The organism is Streptomyces sp. NPDC051218, assembly GCF_044455475.1.
Lineage (GTDB): Bacteria > Actinomycetota > Actinomycetes > Streptomycetales > Streptomycetaceae > Streptomyces.
Window position 1 is genome coordinate 827,094 of the sequence record NZ_JBITEU010000001.1, and the last position, 13,378, is coordinate 840,471.

A 13,378-nucleotide genomic window follows, 5' to 3' on the forward strand; every position below is an offset into this window, starting at 1 on the left:
GGAATTCGGTCGCATATGCCTTTCGCTGCGTCCATCGGCCCCGGTTCCACGGAAGTCATGCGGTAAGGCCCCGGCAACCGTGAGCGGCCCGGGGCACGGGAGACCGGACGGAGTCGACATGGTGGAGCAGGGCGGGCGCGGGAGCGCCGCCGGTCTGGCGGAGGACCCGGCGGATCTGGCGTACCGCGCGATGCTGGCCCACGGGCTGAACTGTCCCCGCTGCCAGTGCAACTGGCGCGATTGCCCTACCCGCCGGGCCCTGGCTGCCATACTCCGCGAGGCACGCCGCTGACGCCCACGGGCAGCGCGAGGCCGTCCAGGCCGCCGAGAAACCAGGCACGTAGGGCAAGTAGGAAATGAAGCGATGACATTGCATTCCGATGTGGCCGAGCTACTCGCGGAGGCCGGCCTCGTCGACGTGGACGCGGACGTGGACGCGGACGTGGACGTCGACGAGGCCGTCCCGGACGACCACGCCCGAACGTCCGCGTACCTCCGCGTCGTCTCGGTCGTCGCTGCCTCGCAGAGCCGCGACCGGGACCGCGCAATCGTGGCCACGATCCTGCGCGACCCCGACGCGAGCGGAGCCAAGACGGCGGTGGTCGCCCTCGTGGACAGGATCGCGTGGAAGGTGAGCGGTCCCGCCGAGTTCCGGCAGTGGTCGGACGGCCTGCTGCCGGAGATCGACCGGCTCCCCGTCGAAAGCTTCCGCGACTTCATCCGCCGCCGCATCCACGACTGGCTGTTCTGCCTCTCCGTCGAGCAGGACGGCCACGCGCCGACACCGGCCGAGTTGGCCGAGGTCACGGACTGGATGCAGCGCCACCTCGCCGAGTGGTCGACGTCGCCCGCGGTACTCGCCGTGGTCGCCGAGTCGGCCCGCACCAGGAAGACCCGGAACATCGCGAAGAACCGGTCCAGGAGCCGCGAGCTGAGAACGACCGAAGAGGCAGCTCCCCCGCACAGGGAACTGCCCCTTCGTGGTGAACCGGGACCGACGCCGCATCGGTGAGGGTCGGGGACACGGCATCGGCCCCGGAGTATTAACCGGTGGCCCATCAGGCCCTCAGGCCCTCAGGCCTTCAGGCCTTCAGGTCCTCAGGCCTACCGGTGGTCGCTGCCCGCCGACTCGGAAGCCGCGCGCCCCGCTTCGAGGCGGGCCACCGGGATCCGGAACGGGGAGCAAGAGACGTAGTCCAGGCCCACCTCGTGGAAGAAGTGCACGGACTCCGGGTCGCCGCCGTGCTCGCCGCAGACGCCGAGCTTCAGGTCGGGGCGGGTGGCACGGCCGGCCTTGACCGCGTCCTTCACCAGCTTGCCCACGCCGTCCTTGTCGATGGTCTCGAAGGGGGAGACACCGAAGATGCCCTTCTCCAGGTAGGCGGTGAAGAACGAAGCCTCCACGTCGTCCCGCGAGAAGCCCCAGACCGTCTGCGTGAGGTCGTTCGTGCCGAAGGAGAAGAACTCGGCCGCCTCCGCGATCTGGTCCGCCGTCAGAGCCGCACGCGGCAGCTCGATCATGGTGCCGAGCGCCAGCTTCAGCGCCACGCCCGTCGTCGCCTCGACCTCCGCGATGACCTGCTCGGCCTCCTCGCGGACGATCTCCAGCTCCTGGACCGTGCCGACGAGCGGAATCATGATCTCCGCACGCGGGTCACCCTTGGCGTTCTTGCGCTCGGCAGCCGCCTCGGCGATCGCCCGTACCTGCATGGTGAACAGGCCGGGGATCACCAGGCCCAGGCGTACGCCACGCAGGCCCAGCATCGGGTTCTGCTCGTGCAGGCGGTGCACCGCCTGGAGCAGGCGCAGGTCGTTCTCGTTGGCGTCCTTGCGGGATTCGGCCAACGCCACCCGGACGGAGAGCTCCGTGATGTCCGGCAGGAACTCGTGCAGCGGCGGGTCCAGGAGGCGGACGGTGACCGGAAGGCCGTCCATCGCCTCGAAGAGCTCCACGAAGTCACGCTTCTGGAGCGGCAGGAGCTCCTTGAGGGCGTCCTCGCGCTCGCCGTCCGCGTCGGCGAGGATCAGCCGCTCGACCATCTCGCGGCGCTCACCGAGGAACATGTGCTCGGTGCGGCACAGGCCGATGCCCTGGGCGCCGAAGCGGCGGGCGCGCAGCGCGTCTTCCGCGTTGTCGGCGTTGGCGCGCACCCGCAGGCGGCGCACCCGGTCCGCGTACGCCATGATCCGGTGCACGGCGCCGACCAGCTCGTCGGCGTCGTCGGCGCCGGCGTGCATGCGGCCCTCGAAGTACTCGACGACCGGCGACGGCACGACGGGCACCTCACCGGCGTAGACCTTGCCGGTCGAGCCGTCGATGGAGACGACGTCGCCCTCTTCGATGACCACACCGCCGGGGGCCGTCAGGCGGCGCCGCTTGGTGTCGACCTCGATCTCCTCGGCGCCGCAGACACAGGTCTTGCCCATGCCGCGGGCGACGACGGCGGCGTGCGAGGTCTTGCCGCCGCGAGAGGTGAGGATGCCCTCGGCCGCGATCATGCCGTCGAGGTCGTCGGGGTTGGTCTCACGGCGGATGAGGATGACCTTCTCGCCCGAACGCGACCACTTGATGGCCGTGTACGAGTCGAAGACCGCCTTGCCGACCGCGGCACCGGGTGACGCGGCGATGCCCCGGCCGAGCTGCTCACCCTTCGCGGTCTCGTCGAAGCGCGGGAACATCAGCTGGGCGAGCTGAGCGCCGTTGACGCGCTGCAGCGCCTCGGCCTCGTCGATCAGGCCCTGGTCGACGAGCTGCGTCGCGATGCGGAAGGCGGCACCGGCGGTGCGCTTGCCGACGCGGGTCTGCAGCATCCACAGCTGGCCGCGCTCGATGGTGAACTCGATGTCGCACAGGTCCTTGTAGTGCGTTTCGAGGGTCTCCATGATCTGCATGAGCTGGTCGTACGACTTCTTGTCGATCTGCTCGAGATCCGCGAGCGCGACGGTGTTGCGGATGCCCGCCACCACGTCCTCGCCCTGCGCGTTCGTCAGGTAGTCGCCGTACACGCCCTGGTGGCCGCTGGCCGGGTCGCGGGTGAACGCGACGCCCGTACCGGAGTCGGGGCCGAGGTTGCCGAAGACCATGGAACAGATGTTGACCGCGGTGCCCAGGTCGCCGGGGATGCGCTCCTGGCGGCGGTAGAGCTTCGCGCGGTCGGTGTTCCAGGACTCGAAGACCGAGCGGATCGCGAGGTCCATCTGCTCGCGCGGGTCCTGCGGGAAGTCGCGGCCGGCCTCGGTCTTGACGATCTTCTTGAACTTCGTGACCAGCTTCTTCAGGTCCGCGGCCTCCAGGTCGGTGTCGACCTTGACCTTCTTGGCGGCCTTGGCGGCCTCCAGGGCGTCCTCGAAGAGCTCGCCGTCGACGTCCAGGACGGTCTTGCCGAACATCTGGATGAGGCGGCGGTAGGAGTCCCACGCGAAGCGGTCGTCGCCGGACTGCTTGGCGAGGCCGGTCACCGACTTGTCGGAGAGCCCGATGTTCAGGACGGTGTCCATCATTCCGGGCATCGAGAACTTGGCGCCCGAGCGGACCGAGACGAGCAGCGGGTCATCGGCCTGACCGAGCTTCTTGCCCATGGTCTTCTCGAGGGCGTCGAGGTGCGCGCTCACCTCGTCGCGCAGCTCGACCGGCTCCTCGCCGCTGGCGAGGTAGGTCTTGCAGGCCTCTGTGGTGATCGTGAAGCCCGGAGGGACGGGCAGCCCGAGGTTGGTCATCTCGGCGAGGTTCGCGCCCTTCCCGCCGAGAAGGTCCTTGAGGTTCCTGTTGCCCTCGGTGAAGTCGTAAACGAACTTCACCGCCGCATCGCTCGCGTCGTTCGCGTCGTTCTGCGCTACGTGGGGATCTTTGTTTTCCGACACGGGTCTCGACTCCTCGAGGACTCGGTGGCTGCCCTGACGGCGAGGAACATACCCAGATCGAAGGCGCATGGGTACGTCCACTTGTGCGTCATGCGGCCGTAACCACCCGTCCGCCAGTAGATCGAAAGTGACTCAGCGGTAGCTGGAGGGACGATCATTCGTTCAACTCTTGAAGACGTGACGCCCGTAGACCCGGCGTTTTGCTCAGATGAGCGGATCATTCTCAGATGTGAGTTCACCTCGTGAATGATCGAGCGGTGGCACTGAGTGCCACCCCTTGGAGAAGTGCAGTCACCCTGAAACCGCTCATCTGAGCGCAACGCCTATCAGGGGTGGCGAGAATCACGCCGTTTGAAGCGGCTGGATGTCAGCATCCGGACGCGTGGCGAGACGATTCGCGCGTCGGTCTGACCGCGTCGGACGCCGTCGGCCCCCGTCGGACGCCGCTCGCGCGTCGAGCGGGGAAGGGAACGCCGACAGAACGGCCCGCGGCGCACCGCGGGCCGGGAAACGGGAAGGGTGTTCAGGCCAAATCTCGCGCGGGGGGCGGTTCAGCCGCCCGACGTGTCCAGCTCCGCGTCCTCGCTGATGCCCGCGCAGTCGTACGGGTCCTTCAGCCAGCCGTCCGGCAGGACGACGCGGTTGTTGCCCGACGTGCGGCCACGCGGACCGTCCGCTCCCGCGGGCCACCCCTGGTCGAGGTCCAGCTCGCCGAGCCCGTCCTCCAGCTCCGCGAGCGACGAGGTGATCGCGAGACGCTTGCGCATCTCCGAGCCGACCGCGAACCCCTTCAGGTACCAGGCCACGTGCTTGCGGAAGTCGATGACACCGCGCGCCTCGTCACCGATCCACTCGCCGAGCAGGGCCGCGTGCCGCAGCATGACGGCGGCGACCTCGCGCAGGTCGGGTGCCTTGGGCGCGCCCGTGCCCTCGAAGGCGGCGACCAGGTCGCCGAAGAGCCAGGGGCGGCCGAGGCAGCCGCGGCCCACGACGACGCCGTCGCAGCCGGTCTCGTTCATCATCCGCACCGCGTCGGCGGCGGACCAGATGTCGCCGTTGCCGAGCACCGGGATCTCGGGGACGTGCTCCTTGAGGCGGGCGATGGCGTCCCAGTCGGCGGTGCCGCCGTAGTGCTGGGCGGCGGTGCGGCCGTGCAGGGCGATCGCCGTGACGCCCTCCTCGACGGCGATGCGGCCCGCGTCGAGGAAGGTGATGTGCTCGTCGTTGATGCCCTTGCGCATCTTCATCGTGACGGGCAGGTCCCCGGCGCCGCTGACGGCCTCACGGAGGATCGCGCGAAGCAGCGGCCTCTTGTACGGGAGCGCGGAGCCGCCGCCCTTGCGGGTGACCTTGGGGACGGGGCAGCCGAAGTTGAGGTCGATGTGGTCGGCGAGGTTCTCCTCGGCGATCATGCGGACCGCCTTGCCGACCGTCGCGGGGTCGACGCCGTACAGCTGGATGGACCGGGGCTTCTCGGTCTCGTCGAAGTGGATCAGCTGCATGGTCTTCTCGTTGCGCTCGACCAGCGCCCGCGTGGTGATCATCTCGCTGACGAAGAGGCCCTTGCCCCCGCTGAACTCCCGGCACAGCGTCCGGAACGGCGCGTTCGTGATGCCCGCCATGGGCGCGAGCACGACGGGCGGCCGCACGGCGTGCGGGCCGATCTGAAGCTGGGGCTCCATGGCGGGGGAATCCTCCGGGGCGAGCTGTGCTGAAGCGTGGGCAGACCTCTTATTGTCCCCCATTCGCGCGCGTGCCCTCACGCGCGGCCACATGGGTACCCGCGCGGCTGCCCACACCCCCGGCCCGCACCAGCCGGTGCAGCTCCTCCGTGGCCGCCTGCGAGCGCGCGTCCGCCGGGACGTACGTCCCCAGGCGCGGGCCCTCGGCCGGACCGAGCCACAGCCCGTGGTACGTGAAGTGCAGCGGCCCCACGACCGAGTTGTTGAACCGTTTGGACTGGTCAACCGCCTGCATCACCTCGTGCCGCTCCCACAGTTCGCAGAAGGCGGGCGATGCCTTGCGCATCCTCCTGAGCAGCGTCTTCCACGCCGGGTCCGCGAGATGCCCGGCCATCCGCGCCCGGAACCTCGCCACCATCCTGCGCATCGTCTCCTCCCGGTCCTCCATGGCGGCCTGCCAGGCGGGGTGCGTGAAGGTCAGCCACATGCAGTTGCGGTCCTCGGGCGGCAGCACGTCGAGGTCGGTGAGGAGGTTCGCGTACGTCGCGTTGCAGGCCAGGATGTCGTAGCGGGAGTTCTGCACGCATGCCGGGTACGGCTCCAGCTGCGTGACGATGCGCAGCAGGCCCTGCGGGACCGAGGCGATCTCGGCGGCCGGGGAGGGGTCGGCGGTGCCCGCCAGTTGGAAGAGGTGGGCGCGCTCGCCGGCGTCCAGCATCAGGGCGCGGCACAGCGCGTCGAGCACCTGGGCCGAGACGTGGATGGCGCGGCCCTGCTCCAGCCACGTGTACCAGGTGACGCCCACCGTGGAGAGGTGCGCGACCTCCTCGCGGCGCAGGCCCGGCGTGCGGCGGCGCGGGCCGCGGGGCAGGCCCGCCTGCTCCGGGGTGATGCGCTCGCGGCGGCTGCGCAGGAAGTCGGCGAGCTCGCTGCGGCGGATGCGGTCGGGCTGCTGCGGCGTCGGCACTGCGGTGTCCATGGGATCAGCTTGCCCGCCCGGTGACTGCCCCGGCGACCCTGTTTCCAGGTAGTACAGGTACCAGGATAAACAGACTCTGGTACCAGGCTGGTGATACGACGACCGTCGTACTCGTGAACCTCACGAACGCCACCGCCTGCACCCTGAAGCCCACCACGCCGCCCTGCGGGCCCACGTCGGCCGGCGGGCCCGCGCCCACCGACCAGCCCGCGCCCACCGACCAGCCCGCGCCCACCGACGAGCCCGCGCCCACCGACGAGCCCGCGGCAGCCGACGAGCCCGCGCCGACCGACCGACCCACGGCAGCCCACCAGCCCACGCCCACCGACCAACCCGCGCCCACCGACGAGCCCGCGGCAGCCGACGAGCCCACGCCCACCGACCAACCCACGGCAGCCCACCAGCCCACGCCCACCGACCAGCCCACGCCGCCCGACCAACCTGCGGCAGCCCACCAGTCCACGCCGCCCGACCACCCCGCGCCGCCCGACCGACCAGCGGCAGCCGACCGACCCACGGCGGCCGACCGGCCAGCGGCAGCCGACCGGCCCGCAGGGGACGCCTCCCCCGCGCTCACCCCCCTCGGCCTCGTCACCATCCTGCTCGGCGCCGCGCTCCCGATGATCGACTTCTTCATCGTCAACGTCGCCCTGCCCAGCATCGAACACAACCTGCACGCATCCCCCGCCACCCTGGAGATGGTCGTCGCGGGCTACGCCGTCGCCTACGCCGTGCTGCTCGTGCTCGGCGGGCGGCTCGGCGACACGTACGGGCGCCGCAGGCTCTTCCTCTGGGGTGTCGCCGCCTTCGGCGTGACCTCGCTGGCCTGCGGGCTCGCGCCCGGCGCCTGGTGGCTGGTGGGTGCGCGCGTCGCGCAGGGCGCCGCCTCCGCGCTGATGCTGCCGCAGGTCCTCGCCACCATCCACGCGACGACGCGGGGCGAGCGGCGCTCGAAGGCGGTCGCCCGCTACGGCTCGGTCGGCGGCATCTCCATCGTCCTGGGGCAGGTGCTCGGCGGCGTCCTGGTCTCCGCCGACCTGGCCGGCACCGGATGGCGCGCGGTGTTCCTGGTGAACGCGCCCGTCGCGGTCGTCGCCCTGCTCCTCGCCGTGCGCTCGGTGCCGGACAGCCGGGCCGAGCAGGCCACTCGTAGCGACATCGGCGGCACGCTGCTGCTCGCCGGGTCCCTGATCGCGCTGCTGCTGCCGCTGACCGAGGGGCGGGCCGCGGGCTGGCCGCTGTGGTCGGTGCTCTCCCTGGTCGCCTCGCCGTTCCTGGCCTGGGCGTTCGCCCGCGTCGAACTGCGGGCCGAACGCACCGGCGGCAGCCCCCTGCTGCCTCCGTCGCTGCTGCGCGAACCCGGCGTACGGATGGGGCTCGCCGTCGGCCTGCCCATCTTCACCGGCTTCGCCGGGTGGATGTTCGTCAGCGCGGTCACGCTCCAGCAGTGGCTCGGCTTCAGCCCTCTGAAGTCCGGGCTGACCCTGATCCCCATGGGGGTCGCGCAGTTCGCGGCGTCGATGCTCGCCCCTCGCCTGGTGACCCGGCTCGGCAGCCGCGCGATGACGCTGTGCGCCCTGGTCCACGCCACCGGCCTCGCGGCCCTCGCCCTGACGGTGCTGTGGACCCCGTACGCCTCACTCACCCCGCTCGTGCTCGCCCCCGGTCTCGTTTTGTGTGGCCTCGGCCAAGGCGTGCAGCTCGCCCTCTACTACCGCATCGTGCTGGCCGCGGTGCCCGCGTCACGGGCGGGCGCGGGCAGCGGCCTCGCGGCCACGGTCCAGCAGTCCTGCCTGGCCATCGGCGTCGCCACCCTCGGCTCGCTGTTCCTGGCCCTGGTGCCGGGCCTCGGCATGCGCACCGCGTTCGCGACCGTCCTCGCGGTACAGCTGGCCGGTCTGCTCGGCCTCGCCCTGCTGAGCCTGCGCCTGCCGCGGAGGCTGGGCTGAGGGCCCGCCCGGGACCTTCTCTCCGGGCGGGATGTACGTACCCCCCCCCGCCCGCAGAAGCGACCCACAGCCGGCCGAGTTACCGTCGAACTCATGCCCAAGCAAGAGCTCACGCACCGCCGACGCATGCTCGTTCTCGCGATCTGCTGCATGAGCCTGCTCATCGTCAGCCTCGACAACACCGTCCTGAACGTCGCCCTGCCCTCCATGGCGCGGGAGTTCGGCACCAGCATCTCGGGCATGCAGTGGACCATCGACGCCTACACCCTCGTACTCGCCGCGCTCCTCATGCTCGCGGGGTCGACGGCGGACCGCGTCGGGCGCCGGAAGATCTTCAAGATCGGCCTGGTGATCTTCACGCTCGCCTCGGTGGCGTGTTCCCTCGCGCCCAACCTGGAGTCCCTCGTCGCCTTCCGCATGGCGCAGGCGGTCGGCGGCTCCATGCTCAACCCCGTCGCGATGTCGATCATCACCAACACCTTCACCGAGCCGCGTGAGCGAGCCCGCGCCATCGGCGTCTGGGGCGGTGTCGTCGGCATCTCCATGGCGGCGGGGCCGCTCGTGGGCGGCCTTCTGGTGGACTCCGTCGGCTGGCGCTCCATCTTCTGGATCAACCTGCCGGTGGGCCTCGCGGCGCTGCTCCTCACCATCCGGTACGTCCCCGAGTCCCGCGCCCCCAAGCCGCGCCGCCCCGACCCCGTGGGCCAGCTCCTGGTGATGGTGCTGCTCGGCGCCCTGACGTTCGCGATCATCGAGGCGCCGACGGCGGGCTGGACCTCGCCGCTGATCATCGCGTTCGCGGGAGCCGCGCTACTGGCCCTCCTCGGCCTGCTGGCCTATGAGCCGCGCCGGGCGGACCCCCTCATCGACCTGCGCTTCTTCCGCTCGGCGCCGTTCAGCGGGGCGACGGTGATCGCGGTCTGCGCCTTCGCCGCGCTGGGCGGATTCCTCTTCCTCTCCACGCTCTACCTCCAGAACGTGCGCGGTCTGAACGCCCTTGACGCGGGCGTGTGGATGCTGCCGATGGCCGCGATGACGCTGATCTGCGCCCCGCTGTCGGGCCGCCTGGTCGGCAGCCGGGGACCACGCTTCTCCCTGCTGGTCGCGGGGGTCGCGATGACGGCGTCCGGAGTCCTCTTCGCCGCCTTCGACGCGGAGACCACGAACGCGACGCTCTTCCTCGGCTACGTCCTCTTCGGCCTCGGCTTCGGCTTCGTGAACGCGCCCATCACGAACACCGCCGTCTCCGGAATGCCCCGCTCCCAGGCGGGCGTCGCCGCCGCCGTGGCCTCCACGAGCCGCCAGATCGGCCAGACGCTCGGCGTCGCGGTCATCGGCGCGGTCCTCGCGTCGGGGGTGGGCTCTTCGTCGTACGCGGCCACCTTCACCGAGGCGAGCCGCCCCGCCTGGTGGATCATCGCGAGCTGCGGCCTGGCGGTGCTGCTCCTGGGCGCGCTGACCAGCGGCCACTGGGCGAGAAGAACAGCCCAACGGACGGCGGCCCGCCTGGAGTCCACACCGCCGGCGCCCCCGCCCCACCGGAACGAGCGCTCAGCACAACCGTGACGGCAGCGGCGAACGGCGTCGGAACGCCGCACGCACTCCGCCCGAAGCCGCATACCGCCCCGCCCCCCGGGGCTACGCTCCCGCCGTGACCACGACTTGGGAACCCACCGCATCAGGCATCCTGCGCCTCCCCTCCGGCCGACTGATCCGCGGCCGGGGCCTGCGCCACCCCCTCCCGGCAGGACCCACACCCGACTTCGCCCTGTACCTCCTGGGCAAGGAGCCCCCCACCGCCGCATGGGAATCCCGCTGGCTGCGCTGGCCGGACTTCCGCCTACCGTCCGACCGCCCGGCAACGGCCACCGCACTGCGCGAGGCGCTGGAGCGGGCCGGTACGGAGCGGGTCGAGGTCGCGTGCGGCGGGGGCCAGGGGCGTACGGGAACGGCGCTGGCGTGCATCGCGGTACTGGACGGAGTGCCGGGCGCGGAGGCCGTGGCGTATGTGCGGGAGCATTACGCGCCACGGGCGGTGGAGACGCCGTGGCAGAAGCGGTTCGTAGCCAAGTTCCATGCGTAGCCAGGTTCCATGCGTAGCCAAGTTCCAATGGAGCTCGCGCAGTTGCCGTAGGAGAGAGATCACTACAGGGAGATCACTACTCTGCACAGGTGCTCTCATACGACGAGTTGACTCCACCGGAACGTGAGCTGTGGGACGCGTTCCCCGAGGGGCAGCGCGTGGACCTGCGCACGGGCGTGCCCGCGGACGACCGAGTTGCCGATGGCGGGCGGTGGGGCCCGGGACGGATGGTGCGGGCCGCCGTGATCGCGGCCCTCCTCCTGGGCGCGAACACCGCGCAGCCGGGCGCCGTCGCGTGCCTCCGGCTCGCCGGGGCGCGCATAACCGGGCGCCTCAACCTGGCCGGCGCGCAGATCGCTCATGCCCTGTGGCTCGAGGACTGCTCGTTCGAGGAATCGGTCGACCTTCTCGGAGCGTCGACGCAGACGATCGTGATCACCGGGAGCCGGACGCCGGGCATCGAGGCCGATGCGGCCCGCATCGAGGGCAATCTCGACCTGCGGCGATCCGTCATGGAGGGCGGCTTCTCCTCGCCCTTCAATCACGAGAACACCGCTCTGTCGCTGAGCGACGCCCACGTGACGGGCGGCGTGCTCCTCAACGACGCCGAGTTCAACGTGCCCGGCGGGTGGGCCGTGTCCGCCGGGGGCCTGGCCGTGGAAGGGGGCGTCTTCTGCAAGGGCGGTTTCACCGCGCGGGGTGAAGTACGGCTCGTCGGCGCGCAGTTGCCGGGCGGGCTCTTCATGCAGGGCGCACACCTGGCAAGCCCTGGACCGCACGGGGTGGCGCTCTCGTTGGACAACGCCGTGGTCTCGACGCTCAATCTTTCCAAGGGGTTCACCGCGAACGGCACCTTACGGCTGCGGGGTGCCCAGATCGCGGACGACCTCACCCTTGAAGGAGCGGTCCTGAACGGCCCGCCCGACGGCGGCGGCCCAGCCCTGTTCGCCCCGCTGATGCAGGCCGTCGAGTTCCGCCTCACCCCCGCCCGCACCCCGTCCGCCCCGCTGGACCTGCGGGGTGCGCAGGTCTCCTACCTGCACGAGAACCAGCGGAGCTGGCCGGATGTGGTGGAGCTGGACGGCTTCGGCTACGGCTCCATCAAGTCGGCGGAGGCGGGTGAACGGCAGGACGGCGCGGGATACCGGGAGTCCGCGGCCCACCGCGTGGCGTGGCTACGACGCAGCCCGGGATACAGCCCGCAGCCGTACGAACAGTTGGCGGGCTGGTACCGGACGATCGGCCACGACGACGACGCCCGCCGGGTACTCCTGGCCAAACAGCGTCACCGGCGCCGCACCCTGGCCCTGCCCGCGCGCGCTTGGGGCCATCTGCTCGACGCGACGGTCGGCTACGGGTACCGGCCATGGCTGGCCGGTATCTGGCTCCTGACCCTGACGCTGCTGGGCTCCCTGATCTTCGGCGCACACACTCCCAGCCCGGTAAAACCGGGCGAGGGCGCCCCGTTCCAGCCCGTCGTCTACACGCTCGACCTCCTGATCCCCATCGGCGGCCTGGGCCAGCGCACGGCCTGGTACTGGACGGGCAACGCCCCCCAATGGCTGGCCTACCTGCTGGTGGCTCTGGGCTGGGTCCTGACAACCGCACTCATCGCGGGCGTCACCCGCACTCTGCAGAGGAACTAGCAGAGGAACTAGGCGGGCGTGCCCGCGGACGCGGCGGCGGGTGCGCTATCCGACCCCGGGTACGGCCACTGTCAAGGCAACCGGCATCCTGACACCAGAGGGTCGAAGCCCGGGGGGACTTATGACGGCACCGGACGCGCAGGACGCACCGGACGCACCACCCATCGTCTTCGTGCACGGCACGCGGTTCAGTGCGGGGCAGTGGAGTCCTCAGCTCGCCGCGCTCCGCAGCGACTTCCGGGTGGCCGCTGTTGATCTGCCGGGGCACGGTGCCCGCTCGGACCAGCCGTGGAGTTTGGACGCGGCGACGGAGATCATCGCCTCAGCGGTGGATTCCCTGGCCTGCGGGCCGGCGCTGGTCGTCGGACACTCGCTCGGCGGGTACGCCTCGCTGGAGTTCGCGCGCCGCTGCCCCGAACAGCTACGGGGGCTGGTCCTCGCCGGGGCCAGCGCATCGACCCGTGGCCGGTGGGCAACGCCGTACCGGTGGGTCGCCGGTCTCGTCCCTCGTCTGCCGGCGGACCGCCTGGCACGGTTGAACGACCGGTTGCTTCGAAGGCTCTACCCGCCCGAGGTGGTGGCGGCGACCATCCGCGCCGGTTACGCGTTCCACACGCTTCCGGCCGCCTGGGGCGAGGTGTTGGGCCGTTTCGACGCGGGCTCGATGCGTCACGTGGCATCTCCCGTGCTCATCCTGAACGGCGAGAAGGACACCGTCTTCCGGTCCGGTGAGAGGGACTTCGCCCGCGCCCATCCGGACGCCCGCGTCGAGTTGATCCCGCGAGCTAGTCACCTCGCGAACTTCGACGATCCGGACGCCTTCACCGACGCCGTCCGCCGCTTCGCCCGCCAGCTGGCAGCTGGCAGCTGGCACCAGCCAGTAGCCACTCCACCCAGCAGCCCAAGCAGCAGCTAAGGCACCGACGGATCCACCGTCGCCTGGTGTGCCTGCGCCAGGTGTTCCTCCGCCTTCAGCCACGGCAGGAACTGCACCCGCTTCCCCCAGCCGCACGTGTCGCAGCTCAACTGGCGTTGGACGCCCGCCTTTTGCACGTGCACCACATGCTCGCGCCCGTGCTGGTCCCATCTGCTGACCTTGCTCGTGGTCATCGAAGGCATGGCGAACAGTGTGCAGCAGAAGGCCCCGGTTCCGTACGCGGAACCGGGGCCTTCTTTCA

At 70.8% G+C, this 13,378-nt stretch carries 10 protein-coding genes; 6 read left to right on the forward strand and 4 right to left on the reverse strand.

The genetic code is table 11. The features are described from left to right. Positions 1-364 precede the first annotated feature (364 nt). Positions 365-1,012, forward strand: coding sequence for a hypothetical protein (locus ACIBCK_RS03825; protein WP_399386440.1), 648 nt, complete (start codon positions 365-367; stop codon positions 1,010-1,012). Positions 1,013-1,104: 92 nt separating this feature from the next. On the opposite strand, the gene ppdK is transcribed toward ACIBCK_RS03825, so the two are convergent. The 3 genes from ppdK to ACIBCK_RS03840 form a co-directional block, all read right to left on the reverse strand. Next, positions 1,105-3,861: a pyruvate, phosphate dikinase gene (gene ppdK / locus ACIBCK_RS03830; protein ID WP_399386441.1), complete on the reverse strand. Its 2,757-nt coding sequence runs from the start codon at positions 3,859-3,861 to the stop codon at positions 1,105-1,107. A gap of 551 nt (positions 3,862-4,412) precedes the next feature. After that, positions 4,413-5,543 (reverse strand): tRNA dihydrouridine synthase DusB, encoded by a 1,131-nt coding sequence (gene dusB, locus ACIBCK_RS03835; protein WP_399386442.1) that lies wholly within the window; start codon positions 5,541-5,543, stop codon positions 4,413-4,415. Between the two features lie 49 nt (positions 5,544-5,592). Next, positions 5,593-6,522 (reverse strand): helix-turn-helix transcriptional regulator, encoded by a 930-nt coding sequence (locus tag ACIBCK_RS03840; RefSeq protein WP_399386443.1) that lies wholly within the window; start codon positions 6,520-6,522, stop codon positions 5,593-5,595. Between the two features lie 113 nt (positions 6,523-6,635). On the opposite strand from ACIBCK_RS03840, the gene ACIBCK_RS03845 reads away from it, so the two are divergent. The 5 genes from ACIBCK_RS03845 to ACIBCK_RS03865 all read left to right on the forward strand — a co-directional run bounded on the left by ACIBCK_RS03845 (position 6,636) and on the right by ACIBCK_RS03865 (position 13,116). Beyond that, the gene (locus ACIBCK_RS03845; protein WP_399386444.1) at positions 6,636-8,471 is read left to right on the forward strand and encodes an MFS transporter; all 1,836 of its coding nucleotides are present in this window, start codon (positions 6,636-6,638) and stop codon (positions 8,469-8,471) included. Positions 8,472-8,564: 93 nt separating this feature from the next. Continuing rightward, complete coding sequence (locus ACIBCK_RS03850) at positions 8,565-10,037, forward strand: MFS transporter (RefSeq protein WP_399386445.1); 1,473 nt, start codon at positions 8,565-8,567, stop codon at positions 10,035-10,037. A gap of 85 nt (positions 10,038-10,122) precedes the next feature. Continuing rightward, positions 10,123-10,554: a protein-tyrosine phosphatase family protein gene (locus ACIBCK_RS03855; RefSeq protein WP_399386447.1), complete on the forward strand. Its 432-nt coding sequence runs from the start codon at positions 10,123-10,125 to the stop codon at positions 10,552-10,554. Positions 10,555-10,643: 89 nt separating this feature from the next. Continuing rightward, entirely contained in the window at positions 10,644-12,200 is a 1,557-nt protein-coding gene (locus tag ACIBCK_RS03860; protein ID WP_399386449.1) for an oxidoreductase, read from the forward strand. Between the two features lie 121 nt (positions 12,201-12,321). Beyond that, positions 12,322-13,116: an alpha/beta fold hydrolase gene (locus ACIBCK_RS03865; protein WP_399386451.1), complete on the forward strand. Its 795-nt coding sequence runs from the start codon at positions 12,322-12,324 to the stop codon at positions 13,114-13,116. On the opposite strand, the gene ACIBCK_RS03870 is transcribed toward ACIBCK_RS03865, so the two are convergent. Next, a complete protein-coding gene (locus ACIBCK_RS03870) occupies positions 13,113-13,319 on the reverse strand; it encodes a hypothetical protein (protein WP_399386453.1) in 207 nt (68 codons plus the stop codon). The genes ACIBCK_RS03865 and ACIBCK_RS03870 overlap by 4 nt on opposite strands. Positions 13,320-13,378: the final 59 nt, after the last annotated feature.